The 20,710-nt window shown below is 70.8% G+C and carries 17 protein-coding genes; 9 read left to right on the top strand and 8 right to left on the bottom strand.

Annotated features, from left to right (window positions below):
* Positions 1 to 2 precede the first annotated feature (2 nt).
* From TR46_RS01905 to TR46_RS01935, 7 genes are all read left to right on the top strand, one after another.
* Positions 3 to 425 (top strand): roadblock/LC7 domain-containing protein, encoded by a 423-nt coding sequence (locus TR46_RS01905; RefSeq protein WP_034090093.1) that lies wholly within the window; start codon positions 3 to 5, stop codon positions 423 to 425.
* A gap of 91 nt (positions 426 to 516) precedes the next feature.
* Positions 517 to 975, top strand: coding sequence for a DUF742 domain-containing protein (locus TR46_RS01910; RefSeq protein WP_042392402.1), 459 nt, complete (start codon positions 517 to 519; stop codon positions 973 to 975).
* Positions 956 to 1,564 carry a GTP-binding protein gene (locus tag TR46_RS01915; protein WP_084717749.1) on the top strand — a complete coding sequence of 203 codons (609 nt, stop codon included), beginning with the start codon at positions 956 to 958 and terminating at the stop codon, positions 1,562 to 1,564. Before TR46_RS01910 ends, TR46_RS01915 begins: the two co-directional genes overlap by 20 nt.
* A gap of 247 nt (positions 1,565 to 1,811) precedes the next feature.
* On the top strand, positions 1,812 to 5,057 hold the full coding sequence (locus TR46_RS01920) for a sensor histidine kinase (protein ID WP_042392405.1): 3,246 nt from the start codon (positions 1,812 to 1,814) through the stop codon (positions 5,055 to 5,057).
* A complete protein-coding gene (locus TR46_RS01925; RefSeq protein ID WP_042392407.1) occupies positions 5,058 to 5,480 on the top strand; it encodes a roadblock/LC7 domain-containing protein in 423 nt (140 codons plus the stop codon).
* 80 nt (positions 5,481 to 5,560) lie between these two features.
* The gene (locus TR46_RS01930; protein ID WP_042392411.1) at positions 5,561 to 6,208 is read left to right on the top strand and encodes a DUF742 domain-containing protein; all 648 of its coding nucleotides are present in this window, start codon (positions 5,561 to 5,563) and stop codon (positions 6,206 to 6,208) included.
* A complete protein-coding gene (locus TR46_RS01935) occupies positions 6,189 to 6,809 on the top strand; it encodes a GTP-binding protein (protein WP_439654328.1) in 621 nt (206 codons plus the stop codon). The genes TR46_RS01930 and TR46_RS01935 overlap by 20 nt, the downstream gene beginning before the upstream one ends.
* Positions 6,810 to 6,873: 64 nt before the next feature.
* Here the strand turns inward: TR46_RS01935 and cimA are convergent, their stop codons facing one another.
* From cimA to TR46_RS44975, 4 genes are all read right to left on the bottom strand, one after another.
* Positions 6,874 to 8,460, bottom strand: coding sequence for a citramalate synthase (gene cimA / locus TR46_RS01940; RefSeq protein WP_042392414.1), 1,587 nt, complete (start codon positions 8,458 to 8,460; stop codon positions 6,874 to 6,876).
* Between the two features lie 430 nt (positions 8,461 to 8,890).
* Positions 8,891 to 10,000 (bottom strand): branched-chain amino acid aminotransferase, encoded by a 1,110-nt coding sequence (locus TR46_RS01945; RefSeq protein WP_042392416.1) that lies wholly within the window; start codon positions 9,998 to 10,000, stop codon positions 8,891 to 8,893.
* Between the two features lie 194 nt (positions 10,001 to 10,194).
* Entirely contained in the window at positions 10,195 to 11,238 is a 1,044-nt protein-coding gene (locus TR46_RS01950; RefSeq protein ID WP_042392418.1) for a 3-isopropylmalate dehydrogenase, read from the bottom strand.
* An 80-nt stretch (positions 11,239 to 11,318) separates the two neighbouring features.
* Complete coding sequence (locus tag TR46_RS44975) at positions 11,319 to 11,441, bottom strand: hypothetical protein (protein ID WP_269084237.1); 123 nt, start codon at positions 11,439 to 11,441, stop codon at positions 11,319 to 11,321.
* A 268-nt stretch (positions 11,442 to 11,709) separates the two neighbouring features.
* Here TR46_RS44975 and TR46_RS01955 point away from each other — a divergent pair, with 268 nt between their 5' ends.
* The gene (locus TR46_RS01955; RefSeq protein WP_042392420.1) at positions 11,710 to 13,662 is read left to right on the top strand and encodes a substrate-binding domain-containing protein; all 1,953 of its coding nucleotides are present in this window, start codon (positions 11,710 to 11,712) and stop codon (positions 13,660 to 13,662) included.
* Between the two features lie 22 nt (positions 13,663 to 13,684).
* Complete coding sequence (locus TR46_RS01960; RefSeq protein ID WP_042392422.1) at positions 13,685 to 15,115, top strand: extracellular solute-binding protein; 1,431 nt, start codon at positions 13,685 to 13,687, stop codon at positions 15,113 to 15,115.
* Between the two features lie 72 nt (positions 15,116 to 15,187).
* Here TR46_RS01960 and serA read toward each other — a convergent pair whose 3' ends face one another.
* The 4 genes from serA to TR46_RS01980 all read right to left on the bottom strand — a co-directional run bounded on the left by serA (position 15,188) and on the right by TR46_RS01980 (position 20,680).
* Positions 15,188 to 16,795 carry a phosphoglycerate dehydrogenase gene (gene serA, locus TR46_RS01965; protein WP_042392430.1) on the bottom strand — a complete coding sequence of 536 codons (1,608 nt, stop codon included), beginning with the start codon at positions 16,793 to 16,795 and terminating at the stop codon, positions 15,188 to 15,190.
* 261 nt (positions 16,796 to 17,056) lie between these two features.
* Positions 17,057 to 18,055, bottom strand: a complete 999-nt coding sequence (gene ilvC, locus TR46_RS01970; RefSeq protein ID WP_042392432.1) for a ketol-acid reductoisomerase — start codon at positions 18,053 to 18,055, stop codon at positions 17,057 to 17,059.
* Positions 18,056 to 18,282: 227 nt separating this feature from the next.
* Positions 18,283 to 18,807: an acetolactate synthase small subunit gene (ilvN, locus tag TR46_RS01975; protein ID WP_042392434.1), complete on the bottom strand. Its 525-nt coding sequence runs from the start codon at positions 18,805 to 18,807 to the stop codon at positions 18,283 to 18,285.
* Between the two features lie 40 nt (positions 18,808 to 18,847).
* Complete coding sequence (locus tag TR46_RS01980) at positions 18,848 to 20,680, bottom strand: acetolactate synthase large subunit (protein ID WP_042392436.1); 1,833 nt, start codon at positions 20,678 to 20,680, stop codon at positions 18,848 to 18,850.
* Positions 20,681 to 20,710: the final 30 nt, after the last annotated feature.

Genomic DNA, 20,710 nt, shown 5'->3' on the forward strand with positions numbered 1-20,710 from the left:
GGATGAGTCAGATGTCCCAAGCGGCACACAATCTGAACTGGTTGATCACCAACTTCGTGGACAACACCCCCGGGGTGTCGCACACGGTGGTGGTCTCCGCCGACGGCCTCCTGCTCGCGATGTCCGAGGGCTTCCCGCGGGACCGCGCCGATCAGCTCGCCGCGGTCGCCTCCGGGCTGACCTCGCTCACCCAGGGCGCCTCCCGCATCTTCGAAGGCGGCCGGGTCACCCAGACCGTGGTCGAGATGGAACGCGGCTTCCTGTTCATCATGGCCGTCTCCGACGGCTCCTCCCTCGCCGTCCTCGCCTCCCCCGACAGCGACATCGGCCTGGTCGGCTACGAAATGGCCCTCCTCGTCGACCGCGCCGGCGACGTGCTGACGCCGGCTCTCAGAGCCGAACTGCAGGGCAGCCTGCTCCACTGAGGCCGTCCATGCGACGCAGGGACGGCACACCCTCGCACCACCACCCCGCCGCGGAGAGGCACAACGGACCGCTGCAGCTCAAGGAGGACAGATGACCCCGCCCCAAGGCTCCACCGGTCCGTACGGCAGTGCGTACGGCGGCGGCTCGTACGGCGGCCAGCAGGGCCCCCACGGGTCGCACGGCTCCCAGCCGCCGCAGGGGGGCGCCCGGCAGCCGCTGGTGCGCCCGTACGCCATGACCGGCGGACGGACCAGGCCGCGCTACCAGCTCGCCATCGAGGCGCTGATCTCCACCACGGCCCAGGCGGACCGGGCCGGCACGCTGCTCCCCGAGCACGCCCGGATCGTCCAGCTGTGCCGCGAGGTCAAGTCGGTCGCCGAGGTCAGCGCGCTGGTCCCGATGCCGCTGGGCGTGGCCCGCATCCTCGTCGCCGACCTGGCCGAAGCCGGCCTGGTCGCCATCCACCAACCGGCAGCCGCCTCCGAAACGGGCGGAACCCCGGACGTCACACTGCTCGAAAGGGTGCTCAGTGGACTTCGCAAGCTCTAGGCCCGCGGCGCCCTTCGCGCCGGCGCCGCCCGCTCCGACCCGGGCCACCACCTCGGCGAAGATCGTCGTGGCGGGCGGCTTCGGGGTGGGCAAGACCACCCTGGTCGGCGCGGTCTCCGAGATCAACCCGCTGCGCACCGAGGCCGTGATGACCTCGGCCAGCGCCGGGATCGACGACCTCACCCACGTCAGCGGAAAGACCACCACCACGGTGGCCATGGACTTCGGCCGGATCACCCTGGACGAGGACCTGATCCTCTACCTGTTCGGCACCCCCGGCCAGGACCGCTTCTGGTTCATGTGGGACGACCTGGTCCGCGGCGCCATCGGCGCCGTCGTCCTGGTCGACACCCGCCGCCTCGCCGACTGCTTCCCCGCCATCGACTACTTCGAGAACAGCGGACTGCCCTTCGTCGTCGCCCTCAACGCCTTCGACGGAAACCAGACCCACAACCCCGAAGAAGTCCGCGAAGCACTGCAGTTGGGCCCCGACACCCCGGTCATCACCACCGACGCCCGCCGCCGCGACAGCGCCAAGTCGGCACTGATCACCCTGGTCGAACACGCCCTGCTCGCCCGACTCCGCTGAGCCGCCTCATAACGGTTCGACACGCAATTCATCCACCGGAATCACCACAGGTGAGCGGATGCACACGGAACGCCTACCAAGGAGTGCGCATTCGCCGCAATGGGATACTTATGTCCCATTTACCCTCAGCAAGCGGACCCACCAGGGGTGTTTGGCCCGTACCCCGCGTACGTGCTGAAATTCCAGCGATCCGCGCAGATCAGTAGCACGTCAGAAATGGCCGCCCCGGCCGAGAGGTTGTTGTCGAGTGAGGCAGAAGCAGGCAGACCCAGGACCGCGGCAGGCCGAGTCCCAGCCCGTGGACGGCGGTGGCTCCAGCTGGGCCTTCCGCCACTGGCGCGTGCCCACCCGGCTGACCGCCATCGTGCTGGTCCCGGTGATCACCGGGCTGGTCTTCGCCGGGCTGCGCGTCAAGGACCAGTTGGACCTCGCCAACACCGCCGGGCAGAACGAGAAGGTCGCCATCCTGGTCCGCGACGCCGCCACGGTCGGCGACGACATGCAGACCGAGCGGGACCTCGCGGTCATCCCGCAGATGCAGGGCATCCAGAACGACCCCAAGCTGCTGGCGGCACGCAAGCAGACCGACGCGGACATCGCGGTGCTGAACGCCGACGCCGCCCAGGTCAAGCCGGACCTGCAGATCACCACCGACCTCAACGACTTCCGCACCCAGGTCAGCAAGAACCTCAACAACCTGCGGACCAAGGGCAACAACGTCACCAGCACCACCTACGACCCGGTGGACACCGAGGTGGCGTACTCCAACATCTACCTGGGGCTGCTGGGCCTGGACAACGAGCTCGCCTTCGGTGACAAGAACATCAACAGCCGCGGCCGCGAGCTCTACGCGCTGACCCTGACCAAGGAATCCACCGCGACCGAGCGCAACCTGGTCACCATCGCGCTGATGTACGACAAGATGCCGACCGATCTCTCGGTCGCCATCCAGGTGGCCGCGCGGGTCACCCAGACCGTCGAGGCGCAGGTCAAGCTCTCCGGCGTGCCCGAGGACCTGGCGCTCTACCAGAAGACCGTGATCAGCCAGGACCTCACCGCGGGCGAGACCACCCTGCTCGGGATGACCGGCGCGAAGTCGCTCAAGCCGTCCGGGATCACCCCGGCGTCCTGGTTCACCCAGGCCAGCCTGAAGATCAGCGAAGAGCGCACGGTCGAGAAGACCATCACCAACCAGGTGGTGGCCTCCGCGCACCAGGCCAAGCAGGACGCCAACCAGCAGGCCATCACCATCGCCGCCGAGGCGCTGGCCCTGGTGCTGATCGCCGGCGCGCTCGCCTACCTGATGGGCCGCTCCATGGTGCGCGGGATGCGCACGCTGCGCGACAGCGCCACCGACATCGCCGCCGAGCGGCTGCCGGACCTGGTCCGCAAGCTCTCCAAGACCGACCCGGAGCGCGTCGACACCACGGTGAAGCCGATCCCGCTGAGCGGCCGCGACGAGATCGGCGAGGTCGCCCGGGCATTCGACGACGTCCACCGCGAAGCCATCCGGCTGGCCTCCGAGCAGGCCATGCTGCGAGGGAACGTCAACGCGATCTTCACCAACCTGTCCCGCCGCTCGCAGAGCCTGATCGAGCGCCAGCTGGCGCTCATCACCGACCTGGAGAACAACGAGGCGGACCCGGACCAGCTGGAGAACCTGTTCAAGCTGGACCACCTGGCCACCCGTATGCGCCGCAACGGCGAGAACCTGCTGGTCCTCGCCGGCGAGTCGGCCGGACGCGAGTGGAGCGACCCGATCCCGCTGGTGGACGTGCTCCGCGCGGCCGCCTCCGAGGTGGAGCAGTACGAGCGCATCGAGCTCAGCGGCATACCCGAGACCGATGTCATCGGCCCCGCCGTGACCGACCTGGTGCACCTGCTCGCCGAGCTGCTGGAGAACGCCACCACCTTCTCCAGCCCGCAGACCCGGGTGAAGGTCACCGCCACCCGCCTGCCCGACCAGCGGGTGCTGATCGAGATCCACGACAAGGGCATCGGCCTCACCGCCGCCGACTTCGCCGAGATCAACGCCAAGCTGGCCGACCCGCCCACCGTGGACGCCTCGGTCTCCCGCCAGATGGGCCTGTTCGTGGTCGGCCGGCTGGCCGAGCGGCACGCGATCCGGGTCCAGTTGCGCCCGTCCGGCGAATCGGCCGGCACCACCTCGCTGGTGATGGTCCCGGACCACCTCACCCAGCTGCCCCGGGCCGCCGAGCCCGAGGAGCAGTTCACCGTCTCCCGGATCTACGGCGAGCCCGACGCGGCAACGGGCGCGTACCCGGAGCCCGGTGAGCGCACCGCCAGCGAACTCGGCTTCGACGACAGCCGCTACGACCGCCCCGCCGTGGGCACCCCGGGCGCCGGCTCCCCCGACCTGATGCAGCGCACCATGCGACTCGGCCAGCGCCGTGAGCAGGCGGCGCTGGAGGGTCCGGCCGGGGGCGCGCCCGCGGCGCGGGGGCCCCAGCAGCCGGCCGCCCCGCAGCCTCCCGCCCCTGCCCAGCAGCAGCCGCAGCCGCAGGCAGCCCAGGCGTACGAGCCCTACCCGGACTCCTACGTCCCCGAGTTCGACGGTTTCGACGCCCGGCCGGCCGCCGCCGCCTACCCGGCGCCCGACGCCGGCTACGAGGCCGGCAGCTACACCGCCGCCGACTTCGACTCGTACGGCGCCGGCGGCCCGAACGGGAACGGGAACCCGAACGGCCGGCCGTACCCCCAGCAGGGCCAGGACCAGTACCAGCCCGAACGGTCGTACGACACCGCGCAGTACGACACCGCGCAGTTCGGCGCCGCCCAGTACGGTCAGGACCAGTACGCCCCCGAGCAGTATCCGGCGTACCCCCCGGACCAGTACGGTCATCAGCAGTACCCCGACAGCCCCTCCGAGCCCCAGTACGGACACCCGTACTACCCGGAGACCCCGCAATCCGCCCCAGCACCTGCCCCCGAGGCGCCCGTGGCTCCCCTTCCCCCCGTCTCCCGCCCGGCAGCGGCCAACGCCCCGGCGGCCCTGCCCCAGCGACCCTCCTCCCCCGTCCAGGCTCCGTCGGCCGGCACCGCCAGCGGCCTGCCGACCCGCCGTCCCGGCCAGGCCCTCGGCGGCGGCCGGGCGATCGGCGACCGCGCGGCCGGTGAGCATCCCAACTGGTTCACCGGGGCCCGCGAGGACGGCGACCAGGCCGCACCGGCCATGCCGTCCGCCTCGGTGCCCCCTGCTCCGCCCGCGGAGCCCGTCGCCGGGGGCACCACCCCGGCCGGCCTCCCGCGTCGCGTACCCCGCCAGAACCTGCTTCCCGGCAATGTCCAGGAACCCAGCAGCGCAGTACCGGATGCCTCCCCGCAGCTGTCCCGTTCGCCCGAGGAGGTCCGCGGCCGGCTCACCAACCTGCGCCGCGGCATCCAGCAGGGACACAACGCGGGCGACACCCCTTCCCCCGACCAGCACGGGGCAGCCGGACTCTTCGGCGGCCCGAACCACCCGGAGCGTTAGATGAGCCAGATGTCCCAGGCGGCACAGAACCTCAACTGGTTGATCACCAACTTCGTGGACAACACCCCCGGGGTGTCGCACACGGTGGTGGTCTCCGCCGACGGCCTCCTGCTCGCGATGTCCGAGGGCTTCCCGCGGGACCGCGCCGATCAGCTCGCCGCGGTCGCCTCCGGGCTGACCTCGCTCACCCAGGGCGCCTCCCGCATCTTCGAAGGCGGCCGGGTCACCCAGACCGTGGTCGAGATGGAACGCGGCTTCCTCTTCATCATGGCCGTCTCCGACGGCTCCTCCCTCGCCGTCCTCGCCTCCCCCGACAGCGACATCGGCCTGGTCGGCTACGAAATGGCCCTCCTCGTCGACCGCGCCGGAACGGTACTCACCCCCGCACTCCGCGCCGAGCTGCAGGGCAGCCTGCTCCACTGAGGCCCACATGCCCCTCCGCCCGACGCCCGCACTGGTACAGCAAGCGCAATGCCCCTGTCGCTCAACTGTGAGGAGGACCCGTGACACCGCCCGAGGACCAGAACGGCCAGTACGGAACCGGTTATCCCGGTACAGGCCACGATGCGTTCGGTGGTCCCGGCGGCGGCTACGCCCCGGGCTACCCCGGCTATGAGCAGGAGCAGCGCAACGGCTACGGCGGAAACCCGTACCAGGAGAACCCCTACTCCAACGGTTCAGGACCGGTCCCCCGCGGGAACCCCGAGCCCAATGCGCCCACCAACAGCGGCACCGGGTCCGGCTACAGCAGCCGCCCCGCGTACGCGGACGACTGGAGCCGGCAGCCGGTCCAGGAGCCGGAGATGGACGAGGAGCCGCTGATCCGGCCCTACGCCATGACCGGCGGACGGACCCGCCCGCGCTACCAGCTCGCCATCGAGGCACTGGTCTCCACCACCGCGGCGCCCGAGCGGATCGGCACGCTGCTCCCCGAGCACCAGCGGATCTGCGGCCTCTGCCTGGAGATCAAGTCCGTCGCCGAGATCTCGGCACTACTGTCCATGCCCCTGGGCGTGGCCCGCATCCTCGTCGCCGACCTGGCAGAATCCGGCCTGGTCGCGATCCACCAACCCGCTGCCGGAGGCGAATCCGGCGGCACGCCAGACGTGACACTGCTCGAAAGGGTGCTCAGTGGACTTCGCAAGCTCTAGGCCCACCGCGCCTATGGCGCCCGCCAATGGAGTACCGGCCGCCACCGGAGCCCGCACGACCACCTCAGCGAAGATCGTCGTGGCGGGCGGCTTCGGGGTGGGCAAGACCACCCTGGTCGGCGCGGTCTCCGAGATCAACCCGCTGCGCACCGAGGCCGTGATGACCAGCGCCTCGGCCGGTATCGACGACCTCAGCCACGTGGCCGACAAGACCACGACGACCGTGGCCATGGACTTCGGCCGGATCACCCTGGACGAGGACCTGATCCTCTACCTGTTCGGCACCCCCGGCCAGGACCGCTTCTGGTTCATGTGGGACGACCTGGTCCGCGGCGCCATCGGCGCCGTCGTCCTGGTCGACACCCGCCGCCTCGCCGACTGCTTCCCCGCCATCGACTACTTCGAGAACAGCGGACTGCCCTTCGTCGTCGCCCTCAACGCCTTCGACGGAAACCAGACCCACAACCCCGAAGAAGTCCGCGAAGCACTGCAGTTGGGCCCCGACACCCCGGTCATCACCACCGACGCCCGCCGCCGCGACAGCGCCAAATCGGCACTGATCACCCTGGTCGAACACGCCCTGCTCGCCCGACTCCGCTGAGCCGGACGAACTGAGGGGCCGTCACGCAGCTGCGTGACGGCCCCTCAGTTGTTCCCGTGCCGGTTCAGGGCTCCAGACCCGCGCGGAGCAGGCCGAAGGTGTAGGCGTCGTCCAGGGCCTGCCAGGAGGCGCCGATGACGTTCTCGGCCACCCCTACCGTGGACCACTCGTCCTGGCCGTTGCTGGTGGTCACCAGCACCCGGGTCTGCGAGCGGGTGCCGTGCTCGCCCTCCAGGATCCGGACCTTGTAGTCCACCAGCTCCAGCGCGGCGAGCTGCGGGTAGAAGCGCTCCAGCGCCGCCCGCAGGGCCATGTCCAGGGCGTGCACCGGGCCGTTGCCCTCCCCGGTGGCGATGATCCGCTCCCCCTTGGCCTGCAGCTTCACCGTGGCCTCGTTGGCCTGGCTGCCGTCCGCGGCCTGCTCGACGATGGCGCGCCAGGACTCCAGGGTGAAGAACCGCCGTTGGTTGCCGTTGATCTCGTCGCGCAGCAGCAGCTCGAAGGAGGCGTCGGCGGCCTCGTAGGTGTAGCCCTGGAGCTCCCGGGCCTTGACGGTCTCGACCACCCGGCCGACGGTCTCCCGGTCGGCGGAGACGTCGTAGCCCAGCTCCTTGGCCTTGAGCTCGACCGAGGCCCGGCCGGCCATGTCGGAGACCAGCATCCGCATGGAGTTGCCCACCAGGGCCGGGTCGGTGTGCTGGTAGAGGTCCGGGTCGACCTTGATCGCGGAGGCGTGCAGCCCCGCCTTGTGGGCGAAGGCGGAAATGCCCACGTAGGGCTGGTGGGTGGAGGGCGTGAGGTTGACGACCTCGGCGATGGCGTGCGAGATCCGGGTCATCTCCTGCAGAGCGCCCGCGGGCAGCACCCGGCGGTCGTGCTTGAGTTCCAGCGCGGCGGTGACCGGGAAGAGGTTGGCGTTGCCGACCCGCTCGCCGTAGCCGTTGGCGGTGCACTGCACATGGGTCGCCCCGGCGTCGACGGCGGCCAGGGTGTTCGCCACCGCGCAGCCGGTGTCGTCCTGGGCGTGGATCCCGATCCGCGCGCCGGTCTGTTCGATCACATCGGCGACGATGGCGTTCACGCCGGCCGGGAGCATGCCGCCGTTGGTGTCGCAGAGGACCACGACGTCGGCGCCGGCCCGGTGCGCGGTGCGGACCACGGCGAGGGCGTAGTCGCGGTTGGCCTTGTAGCCGTCGAAGAAGTGCTCGCAGTCGATGAAGACGCGGCGGCCCTGGGCGCGCAGGAACTCGACGCTGTCCCGGACCATCTCCAGGTTCTCGTCCAGAGTGGTGCGCAGGGCCAGCTCGACATGGCGGTCGTGGGACTTGGCGACCAGGGTCACCACGGGCGCGCCGGAGGCGACCAGTGCGGCGAGCTGGGCATCGGTGGCCGCGTCGCCGCCGGCCCGGCGGGTGGCGCCGAAGGCCACCAGCTGGGCGTGCTCGAGCTGCAGCTCGTCGGCGGCGCGGGCGAAGAACTCGGTGTCGCGGGGGTTGGCGCCGGGCCAGCCGCCCTCGATGAAGCCGACGCCGAAGTCGTCCAGATGGCGGGCGATGGTCAGCTTGTCCGCGACGGTGAGGTTGATGCCCTCGCGCTGCGCACCGTCGCGCAGGGTGGTGTCGAAGACGTGGAAGTCGTCGCTGAGGGTCATTGCCTGGGGTCTCCTGTCCGGGGGCTTGGTTGGCCCCCGGCAGGCTTTTATGCCTGCCGGGGGGCCGACTCCACTGTCCACCAATCGCCGCGGGCGCCGTTCGTCCGTCGGACCCGCCCCTGGTGGGGGCTGGTCGGCAAACAAAAAGACCCCTCGCGGATGCGAGAGGTCTGCGCGCGGGTCATGTGACACGGTGTCCGTTCCTGCCACGGGTCTTGCGTGGTGGAGCGGTCACTGCGGACCGGCGCGCCTGCTGCCGATAATGAGCGCGAGCGAGGACACCTCTGCAGTTTGGCACAGCGGGGACTCCGCTGCGGGAAGGTCTCACTATTCGGGACCATCTACGACAAGGGGCGCGGGGAACTGCGCGACCAGCCCTCTACGGAGGTGCTCGGTCGGCAGCGCAGTTCCCCGCGCCCCCCAGGGTTCTCTAGGCGATTCGGTGCATCCAGTCGTGGGTGTCCTCGCGGTGCCCGGTCTGGAGCGCCAGCAGGGTCTCGCGGAGCTTGAGGGTGACCGGGCCCGGGGTGCCGTCGCCGACGGTCCAGTCCCCGCGGGCGGACTTGACCGAGCCGACCGGGGTGATGACCGCGGCGGTGCCGCAGGCGAAGACCTCGGTGAGGGTGCCGTCCGCGTTCCCGTCGCGCCACTCGTCGGTGGAGATCTTCCGCTCCTCCGTGGCGTAGCCGAGGTCCGCCGCGATGGTGAGCAGCGAGTCCCGGGTGATGCCCGGCAGCAGGGAGCCGGAGAGCTCGGGGGTGACGATCCGGGCGTCCTCGCCCTCGCCGAAGACGAAGTATAGGTTCATCCCGCCCATCTCCTCGATCCAGCGGCGCTCGATCGCGTCCAGCCAGACCACCTGGTCGCACCCCTGCTCGGCGGCCTGGGCCTGGGCAACCAGCGACGCCGCGTAGTTGCCGCCGCACTTCGCCGCGCCGGTGCCGCCGGGCGCCGCGCGGACGTACTCCTCGGAGAGCCAGACCGAGACCGGCTCGACGCCGCCCGGGAAGTAGGCCCCGGCCGGGGACGCGATCAGCATGAAGAGGTACTCGTTGGCCGGGCGGACGCCCAGGCCGACCTCGGTCGCGATCATGAAGGGGCGCAGGTAGAGGCTGGCCTCGCCGCCGCTCGGGACCCACGCCTGGTCCTGCTGGACCAGTGCCTCGACCGCGGCGACGAAGGTCTCCTGCGGCAGCTCTGCCATGGCCAGCCGGCGGGCGGAGGCCTGGAAGCGGGCGGCGTTGGCGTAGGGCCGGAAGGTCTGGACGCCGCCGTCGGCGGTCCGGTAGGCCTTGAGCCCCTCGAAGATCGACTGGCCGTAGTGCAGGATCGCCGTGGCCGGGTCCAGCTCGATCGGGCCGTAGGGGACGAGTTGGGCGTCGTGCCAGCCGCGGCCCTCGGTCCAGCGGATGGTCACCATGTTGTCGGTGTAGTAACGGCCGAAGCCGGGGTTGGCCAGGCGGGCCGCGCGCTCGGCGTCCGAAAGCGGGTGAGCCGAGGGCTTCAGCTCGATCTCGATGGGCTCCATCGGGGAGGTCATGGCGTTACGTCCTTCACCGGGTCGTCATGGTGGAACAGGACCCATTGTCCAATGAGCCCTTCCAAGGTCGATAGTCGCACCTTCGGAGGCCGCTCGGCATATGACGAAACGGCCCGGAAGGCGCGTGCTGTCGGACGTGACCGACAGTGCTGCTTCCGGACCGCTCGTGGAGGTCCTTGCGCGGTGCCGGCCGGTCAGCCGGCTACGCGCGCTGCGAGGGCGTCGCCGACCTCGCTGGTGGAACGGGCCGGCCGGCCGACGCGCTCGGCGAGATCCGCGGCGACCGCTGTCTCGATCCTCGCGGCCTCGTCGGTCAGGCCGAGGTGCTGGAGCAGCATGGCGACTGACAGCACGGTGGCGGTCGGGTCGGCCTTGCCCTGTCCGGCGATGTCCGGGGCCGAGCCGTGCACCGGCTCGAACATGGACGGGAACTCACCGCTGGGGTTGATGTTGCCGCTGGCGGCGAGGCCGATGCCGCCGGTGACGGCTGCGGCCAGGTCGGTGATGATGTCGCCGAAGAGGTTGTCGGTGACGATCACGTCGAAGCGCTCGGGCTGGGTGACGAAGAAGATCGTCGCCGCGTCCACGTGCAGGTAGTCGGTGCTGACCTCGGGGAACTCGGTCGCCACCTGGTTGAAGACGCGGGTCCACAGGTGGCCGGCGTGGACCAGCACGTTGTTCTTGTGGACCAGGGTGAGCTTCTTGCGCGGACGGCCCTGGGCGCGGGCGAAGGCGTCACGGACCACCCGCTCGATGCCGAACGCCGTGTTCAGGCTGACCTCGGTGGCGATCTCCTGCGGCGTACCGGTGCGCAGGGTGCCGCCGTTGCCGACGTAGGGGCCTTCGGTTCCCTCGCGGACGACCACGAAGTCGATCTGCGGGTCGCCCGCGAGCGGGGAGGCGACACCCGGGAAGAGCTTGCCCGGGCGCAGGTTGACGTGGTGGTCGAAGGCGAAGCGCAGCTTCAGCAGCAGCCCGCGCTCCAGCACCCCGGAGGGCACGGAGGGGTCGCCGATGGCGCCGAGGAGGATGGCGTCGTTGTTCCTGAGCTCCTCCAGCACGCTGTCCGGCAGGGTTTCGCCGGTGGCGTGGTAGCGGCGCGCGCCGAGGTCGTACTCGGTGCTCTCCACCTTGGTGTCGGCGGGAAGGGCGGCGGAAAGGACCTTGAGTCCTTCGGCCACGACTTCCTGGCCGATGCCGTCACCGGGGATCACTGCGAGGCGGAGTGTGCGAGACATGTCTGCGACCCTACTCCGGAGCCCAACAGGTGGGCAGTTGCCGTCCGGAATATGGACTTCGTTCCGGTGTGCCGGTACGCCTACTGGTGGCCGGTGGAGCCGCCGTTGTCGCGGCGGTCGAGGGCCCGCTGCAGGGCGGCCATGGCCTTGGCCCGTTCGGCGGCGGGGGACTTGCGGGTCTGGGTGGGGCGCGGCTGGTCCATGGAAGGACTCCGATCGTGCGCGGAGACAGGCGATGGTGGGCCGCGCGAGGATCACCCGCGACAGGGGCCGGTCGGAGCCGGCCGAGGATACGGCGGATCGTCCGACATCCTCACGGTACGACAGGCGGTCGCGACTGTCTGCAGAACTACTTGGATTTCCTACTATCTGAGACGCCCTCGCGATGGACATCGGCTGCAAACGCCTGTGCACGAAGCGAAGAACGGGCAATACTCCTCACTGCCGTGGATTGCGCAGCGGGGGTGGGGGATGGCGGGTACGCAGGCCAAAGTGCGGATAGCCCTGATCGGCGCCGTCTCCACGATCGGAAGTGTGCTGGGAGCGGCGCTCGTGGGCGTCGGCAGGGCGGCGGCCGGGATCGAGTTCGGCTGCGGGAGCTTTGTCCTGGCGGTACTGATCGCGGTGGTGCCGACCGATGTCTCCCGGCTCAACGCGCTGGTCGCGGGCGTCCTGCTCCGGCTGGGGAGTCTGCGCCGATGGGTCGGCGGCCACGCCTGGTCCGCGGCCGGGATCTGCGTGCTGATGCTGCTGCCCGTCGCGGTTCCGTTCGGGTACCGCGCCTTCATCGAGGAGCGGCCCGCCTGCGCCGTGCCCCGCCAGGTCCGGGTACTGGTCTCGCAGGAGAGCTACACCGCCGTCACCGCCGCCGTCGACGCCTTCGAGCAGCAGGAGCCCGGCCGCTGCTTCAGCACCCACCTGGTCGTCTACGCCGCCAAGGACGACCAGGCCGCCGTCGCCGCGGTGCGGGCCGGCTGGCCCGACAGCGCGCTGGCCGCGATCGGGCCGCGTCCCGACGTGTGGATACCCGACTCCCCCGCCGATGTGCGGCAGCTCGCGGGTGCCGGGACCGCGCCGCTGGTCAAGGCGCTGGGGACGGTGGGCTACTCCCCGCTGGTGGTGGCGGTGGAGCGGGACTCCGCGATCCCGGGCACCGACCAGCAGGGGCTCACCTGGCAGTCGCTCTACCAGACCCTGGCGCAACACGGCCTGAGCCTGTCGCTGCCGAGCCCCGACCGCTCCGACACCGGGCTGTTCCAGCTGTTCCGGCTCTACCAGGGCGTCAGCGGCAGTGCCGACCGGAGGGCGGTCAGCCATCGCCCGGTCTTTCCCGTCGACAGCGAGGACCTGCTGTGCTCGGCCCAGCAGGCGGCGCAGTCCGGTTCGGCCGGAAAGAGCGCCTACCTGGTGTCGGAGGCGGCGATGATCGCGGAGAACACCGGTGACGTGGAAGGCAGCAGATGCCAGTCGGCACGCCGGCTGCACCTGCTGGCGCTGTACCCCAAGGACACCATGGCGCTGGAGTTCCCGTTCGAGCTGCTGGACTGGAACGGGTCGGCGCTGGCGCCCGGCCCTGACACCCCGGCGCGTGCCGGGGCCGTCGACTTCCAGCACTGGCTGAGGGGTCCTGACGGCGCCTCGGTCCTACTCGACCACGGCATCCGCCCGACCGTCTGCGGTCCCTACGGCAGCGGCGGGGTGTTCTCCGCGGTGAACGGGGTGGTGGGCAGCGATCCCTCCTGCGCCTCGGCCGCCCCCACCGTGCCCACCGTCGCCCAGAGCGCCTCGACCACCTCGGTGTTCGACGCCGCGCGGGCGCCGGCCCGGATCCTGGTCGGGGTGGACGACTCCGACTCGATGGCCCCCTACCTGCCCGGGATCGGCTCGGCCCTCAGCTCCGCCCTCGGCACCGCGGGCACCTCGCTGACCAGCCGTGACTCCTTCGGCCTCTGGGCCTTCCCCGGTCCCGGGCCCGAGCAGCTGTACCGGACCCTGTCCGGGATGGCCGCCGCCGACAGCGGCCATCGGCAGGCGTTCAACGTGGAGATCGCCGCGCTGGCCTCGCCGAAGCAGCCGTCGGCCAACTACGACCTGCTGGCCGCCGCGGCGAAGGGGCCGCTGGCGCAGCCGCCGCCGGCCGGGACCCCGGCCGGCGACGTCCCGCAGCCGTCCGTGGTGCTGCTCACCAACGGGGACGGCTATCCGCAGGGCGACCCCGGGGGCGGGTCGGCCGCTTCGGCGCTGCAGGCGCTCGGGTCGGCCCGGCCCGCCGTCCCGGTGTACGTACTGGCCTACGGGCCGGGTGGGTGCACCCCGTCGCTGACCCTGGTCGCGAACCGTTCCGGCGGTACCTGCGACGCCGCCGACCAGGGCGACCCTCGGCAGCTGCTGGCGCAGATCTTCGACCGACTGTCAGGGGGGTGACGGGGTGACCGGGGTGAGCGGCATGCCTGCCGTCGGACGGGTCCTGACCGCCTTACTGGCGCTGGCCGGGACCGCAGCCGGGCTGGCCGGGTGCACCGGCGGAACGCCGGCGCTGCCGGCCGACCGCGACGTCGTCCCGACGATCCGGATCGTCTCCGGCTCCGACAGCAGCATCGGTCCCGGCAACGCGCCCGCGGTCCCCGACGAGACCGGCATCTACCAGCAGCTGGTGGCCTGGTGGGAGGCGAATCCCGACAAGCACCCGCACATCCATCTGCAACTGGTGCTGATCCCGGGCGGGGCCGACGTGGTCCACAGCGAGATGCTGGCCTCGGCCCAGAGCGGCGGCAGCGGGCCGAGCGGCTACGACATCTACAACCTGGACAGCCAGTGGATCCCGGAGTTCGCCGCCGGGAAACTCATCCGGCCGATCGGCGCGGACACCGGGGACACCTCCGGCTACCTGCCGCTGCCGCTGGCCACCACCCGCTACCAGGGCCGGCTGTACGGACTCCCGTTCACCACCGACGCGGGGCTGCTCTACTACCGGACCGATCTCGTCAGTGCCGGCCAGGTGGCCTCGGTGCACTCGGTGGCCGACCTGGAGCGGCTGGCCGCTGCCACCGTCAAGGCACATCCGGGGACCGGCCTGACCGACGGCTACGTCGGGCAGTTCGCGCCCTACGAAGGTGCCAGCGTCAACGCCCTGGAGCTGATCCGGTCGGAGGATCCCGAGGCCTTCAACACCGACGGCACGGTACGAAGCCAGGCAGCGCTCAGCCGCGGACTGGACGACCTGGCCTCGCTGTTCACCAGCAGCACCGCCGCGCCCGCCGAGGGCACCTACCAGGAGGACCAGGCCCTGCGGGACTTCGAGACCGGCAGGGCGCTGTTCATGCGCGGCTGGCCGATCGCCTACGACCAGGTCGCCTCCTACCGGCCGACCAGCGACGACAGGGGTCCCGGCGGCACCGCGCCGGTGCCGGTGGCGCAGCACTTCGCGGCGGCCCAACTGCCCTTCCCCACCACGCTGGGCGGGCAGGACCTGGCGGTCTCGTCCAGCAGCCCCAACGCCCGGGCCGCGCTCCAGGTGATCCAGTGGCTGACCGACGCCGCCTCCGAGCGCTGCCTCTACGCGGTCGGCGGTCTCGCGCCGACGAGGGCCGCGGCGCTGGACGCCGGCGCCCTGCCGACCGCCGCCGAGAGCCGCTGCGGCAGCGCTGCCAGCCCCCATGTGGCGCCCGCGCCGATCGTGCTGGCGGCCCTCGGCCGGGCGCTGCCCCGGCCGACCACCCGCTACTACACCGAGTGGAGCCGGGAGTTGCAGATCACCGTGGGCCAGGTGGTGCAGCAGGCGTCGTCCGGGGCGACGGGACACACGGCCCAGGACGCCGCCCGGCTGAGATCCGACCTGGACGCGGCGGCGCGTGGCGCTCCGCCGACGGGGTCCTGACCGCGGAACGCCGTGGCGCCCGGACCGTCGGGAGGACGGGCCGGGCGCCGGGGTGGTGCGGTGGTGCCGGGGTCAGGAGGCGCTGAGGTTCACCGAGCGGGCGAACTTGGCGCCGATCTCCGCGGCGATCTCGGTCAGCAGCGGCTGCGGGATCTCGCTGTCGACGGTCAGCGACACCAGGGCGTCGCCCGCCTCGTCGTCACGGGACACCTGCATGCCGGCGATGTTGATGCCGGCCTCGCCGAGGATCCGGCCCAGCGCGCCGACGACGCCCGGGCGGTCGTCGTAGCGGAAGAAGGCCATGTGGTCGGTGAGCACCACGTCCACGTCGAAGGTGTCGACGCCGACGATCTTCTGCACCCGCTTGGGACCGGTGAGCGTGCCGGAGACGGCGACCTCGCGGCCGTCGGTCAGGGTGCCGCGCACGGTGATCACGTTGCGGTACTCGGGGCTCTCGCTGGTGGTGGTCAGCCGCACCTCGAGGCCGCGCTCCTGGGCGAACAGCGGGGCGTTGACGTAGGAGACCGTCTCGGCGACGACGTCCTCGAAAACGCCCTTGAGGGCGGACAGCTCCAGCACCTTGACGTCGTGCTGGGTGATCTCGCCGCGCACCTCGACGTCGAGGCGGACGGCGACCTCGCCGGCCAGCGCGGTGAAGATCCGGCCGAGCTTCTCGGCCAGCGGCAGGCCGGGGCGCACGTCCTCGGCGATGACGCCGCCCTGGACGTTCACCGCGTCCGGGACCAGCTCGCCGGCCAGGGCGAGGCGGACCGACTTGGCCACCGAGATCCCGGCCTTCTCCTGCGCCTCGTCGGTGGAGGCGCCCAGGTGCGGGGTGCAGACCACGTTGTCGAAGGCGAACAGCGGGGAGTCGGTGCACGGCTCCTTGGAGTAGACGTCGAGGCCGGCGCCGGCCACCCGGCCCTCCTTGAGGGCGGCCGCGAGGGCCTCCTCGTCCACGATCCCGCCGCGGGCGGCGTTGACGATGCGGACGGTCGGCTTGACCTTGTGCAGCGCCTCGTCGCCGATCAGACCGATGGTCTCCGGGGTCTTCGGCAGGTGCACCGTGATGAAGTCGGAGACCTCCAGCAGCTCGTCCAGCGACATGAGCTTGACGCCCATCTGCGCGGCGCGGGCGGCCTGGATGTAGGGGTCGTAGGCGACGATCTTCATACCGAAGCCGGACATCCGCTGCGCGACCAGGACGCCGATCCGGCCGAGGCCCACCACACCGAGGGTCTTCTCGGCCAGTTCGACGCCGGTGTACTTGCTGCGGGCCCACTTGCCGGCCTTGAGCGCGGTGTTGGCGGCCGGGATGTGCCGGGCGGTGGAGATCAGCAGGCCGCAGGCCAGCTCGGCGGCGGTGACGATGTTGGAGGTCGGGGCGTTGACCACCATCACCCCCGCCTTGGTCGCGGAGGGTACGTCCACGTTGTCGAGGCCGACGCCGGCGCGGGCGACGACCTTGAGCTTCCCGGCGGCCGCGATGGCCTCGGCGTCGACCTTGGTGGCGGAGCGGATCAGGATCGCGTCCACGTCGGCGATGGCGGGCAGCAGCTGGGCCCGGTCGGCGCCGTCGCAGTGGCGGATCTCGAAGTCGGGGCCCAGCGCGTCCACGGTCGCGGGGGAGAGCTCTTCCGCGATGAGAACGACAGGCTTCTGGGTGGGTGCAGCGCTCACGACAGTTGTCCTTACTGTCCGGATCTCCCCTGCCGCATGGGTGTGGGTGGCACCCGTGTAGGGGCGGCATGGTGGGAACGGTGGCATGCCGCGTTGGAGACGCACGACGCTGTGGGCCTGACGCGCAATCGGGAGTCTAGCGAGGGTTCGGTCCGTACCACGCGCCCTTGCGGTGGAATCACCCGCCCGGGACCTTACGAACCGTACAAAGGTGCGGGGGTGCCCGGGCAGGCGCACCCCCGCAGCCGACGTGGGGGAAGCCTACGCCTCCTCGTCCACCCAGCTCATCAGCTTGCGGAGCTTCTTGCCGGTGGTCTCCAGCAGGTGCTCGCTGTCGGCCTTCTTGTACTCGTTGTACTTGGGCAGGCCGTTCTTGTACTCGGCGATCCAGGCGTTGGCGAAGGTGCCGTCCTGGATCTCGGCCAGCACCTGCTTCATCGCGGCCTTGGTGTCGGCGGTGATGATGCGGGGGCCGGTGACGTAGTCGCCCCACTCGGCGGTCTCGGAGACCGACCAGCGCATCTTCTCCAGGCCGCCCTCGTACATCAGGTCGACGATGAGCTTCAGCTCGTGCAGGCACTCGAAGTAGGCGATCTCGGGCTGGTAGCCGGCCTCGACCAGGGTCTCGAAGCCCGCCTTGACCAGCGCCGAGGTGCCACCGCAGAGGACGGCCTGCTCACCGAACAGGTCGGTCTCGGTCTCCTCGGTGAAGGTGGTCTTGATGACGCCGGCGCGGGTGCCGCCGATGCCCTTGGCGTAGGAGAGCGCCAGCTCCAGGCCCTTGCCGGTGGCGTCCTGCTCGACGGCCACGATGCACGGAACGCCGCGGCCCTCCTCGTACTGGCGGCGGACCAGGTGGCCCGGACCCTTGGGGGCGACCATGCAGACGTCGACATCGGCCGGGGGCTTGATGAAGCCGTAGCGGATGTTCAGGCCGTGGCCGAAGAACAGGGCGTCGCCGGCCTTCAGGTTGGGCTCGACGACCTCCTTGTAGACGTCGCCCTGGATGGGGTCCGGGACCAGGATCATGATGACGTCGGCCTCGGCGGCGGCCTCGGCGGGGGTGACCACGCGCAGGCCCTGCTCCTCGGCCTTGGCGCGGGACTTGGACTCCGGCAGCAGGCCGACGCGGACGTCGACGCCGGAGTCGCGCAGGGAGAGCGCGTGGGCGTGGCCCTGGCTGCCGTAGCCGAGGATCGCGACCTTGCGACCCTGGATGATGGACAGATCGGCGTCGTCGTCGTAGAACAGCTCGGCCATCGCTGGCTTCTCCTTGCGGGGGGTTGCTTGGGTTAGGGACACGTTACGCCGCTCGGCGTCTCGTGGGTTTTGTTCTCGAATGTTGAGATCAGCGTCTCAGGGTTGGCGCGCGTCGTGCGGGGTTGCTGTTCGCGCAGTTCCCCGCGCCCCTGACGTTCTGCAACCGGCTCAGTTGCAACCGGCCAGGGGCGCGAGGAACTGCGCGGGAACCGTCTGCGGAGGATCAGTCAGGCGCTGCGGTCCAGCGCGCGGAGGGAACGGTCGGTGATCGACCTTGCTCCGCGGCCCACGGCGACCATCCCGGACTGGACGAGTTCCTTGATGCCGTACGGTTCCAGCATCTTCAGCATCGCCTCCAGCTTGTCCGAACTGCCGGTGGCCTCGACGGTCACCGCGTCGGGGGAGACGTCCACGGTCTTGGCGCGGAACAGCTGGACGATCTCGGTGATCTGGGAGCGGGTCTCGCTGTCCGCGCGCACCTTGACCAGGACCAGCTCGCGGCGGACCGCCGCGTCCGGGTCCAGCTCGACGATCTTTATGACGTTGACCAGCTTGTTGAGCTGCTTGGTGACCTGCTCCAGCGGCAGGTCCTCCACGTTGACGACGATGGTCATCCGGGAGATGTCGGGGTGCTCGGTCGGTCCGACCGCGAGCGAGTCGATGTTGAACCCCCGGCGGGAGAACAGGGCGGCGATGCGGGCGAGCACGCCGGGCTTGTTCTCGACCAGGACGGAGAGGGTGTGCTTGGACATGGTTCCTGATCCCTTGGTCTCTGTCGGTCTGTCGGGGTGCTCAGTCGAGCTGGTCGCCGAAGTCCGGGCGGACGTCGCGCGCCGCCAGGATCTCGTCGTTGCTGGTGCCGGCGGCGACCATGGGCCAGACCATGGCGTCCTGGTGCACGATGAAGTCGATCACGACCGGGGCGTCGTTGATGGCCATCGCCTGCTGGATCACCGCGTCCAGGTCCTCCGGGCGCTCGCAGCGCAGACCGACGCAGCCCATCGCCTCGGACAGCTTCACGAAGTCCGGGATCCTGGTGCCCTGGGCGGGCTGGGCGACGCCGTCGTGCTCGGGGCCGCTGTGCAGCACGGTGTTGGAGTAGCGCTGCTCGTAGAACAGGGTCTGCCACTGGCGGACCATGCCCAGCGAGCCGTTGTTGATGACCGCGACCTTGATCGGGATGTTGTTCAGGGCGCAGGTGACCAGTTCCTGGTTGGTCATCTGGAAGCAGCCGTCGCCGTCGATCGCCCACACCGGGGTGTCCGGCATGCCCGCCTTGGCCCCCATGGCCGCCGGGACGGCGTAGCCCATCGTCCCCGCGCCGCCGGAGTTCAGCCAGGTGGCCGGCTTCTCGAAGCTCAGGAACTGGGAGGCCCACATCTGGTGCTGCCCGACGCCGGCCGCGTAGATCGCGTCCGGGCCGACCAGCTGGCCGATCCGCTCGATCACCTGCTGCGGGCTCAGCATGTTGTCGGGGGCCGCGTCGTAGCCGACCGGGTAGGTCTTGCGCCAGCTGTTCAGCTGCTGCCACCACTCCGCGTAGTCGGTGGCGGTGCCGCTCGCGAACTCGGCCTGGACGGCCTGGATCAGGTCGGCCAGGATCTCCCGGGCGTCGCCGACGATCGGCACGTCGGCGGTGCGGTTCTTGCCGATCTCGGCCGGGTCGATGTCGGCGTGGACGATCCTGGCGTGCGGGGCGAAGGTGTCCAGGCGCCCGGTGACCCGGTCGTCGAAGCGGGTGCCGACGGCGAACAGCAGGTCCGCCTTCTGCAGCGCGGTCACCGCGGCCACACTGCCGTGCATCCCGGGCATGCCCAGGTGCTGGTCGTGGCTGTCGGGGAAGGCGCCCAGCGCCATCAGCGTGGTGACCACCGGGGCGCCGGTCAGCTCGGCCAGGATCCGCAGCTCCGCGGTCGCCCCGGACTTGATGACGCCGCCGCCGATGTAGAGGACCGGGCGCTTGGCGGAGGTCAGCAGCCGGGCGGCCTCCCGGATCTGCTTGGCGTGCGGCTTGGTCACCGGACGGTAGCCGGGCAGCTGGTGCTCCGGCGGCCAGCGGAACACGGTCCGGGCCTGCAGCGCGTCCTTGGCGATGTCCACGAGCACCGGGCCCGGGCGGCCGGTGGCGGCGATGTGGAACGCCTCCGAGATCACCCGCGGGATCTCGGCCGGGTCGGTGACCAGGAAGTTGTGCTTGGTGATCGGCATGGTGATGCCGCAGATGTCCGCCTCCTGGAAGGCGTCGGTGCCGATCGCGGCACTGGCGACCTGCCCGGTGATGGCGACGATCGGCACCGAGTCCATGTAGGCGTCGGCGATCGGGGTGACCAGGTTGGTGGCACCCGGACCCGAGGTGGCCATGCAGACGCCCACCTTGCCGGTGGCCTGGGCGTAGCCGGTGGCGGCGTGGCCGGCGCCCTGCTCGTGGCGGACCAGGATGTGACGGACCTTGACCGAGTCCATCAGCGGGTCGTAGGCCGGCAGGATCGCACCGCCGGGGAGTCCGAACATGGTCTCGACGCCGACCGCTTCGAGCGAGCGGATGAGCGACTGGGCCCCGGTCATGGGCTCGGCGACGGGGGACGTCTCGCCTCGCTGCGGGGCGGCGGCTGCCTGCTCAGTCATCTGCTGATTCCTTCTCGGAGGAGTACCTGG

This window comes from Streptacidiphilus carbonis (genome assembly GCF_000787775.1).
Taxonomy (GTDB): Bacteria; Actinomycetota; Actinomycetes; order Streptomycetales; family Streptomycetaceae; genus Streptacidiphilus; species Streptacidiphilus carbonis.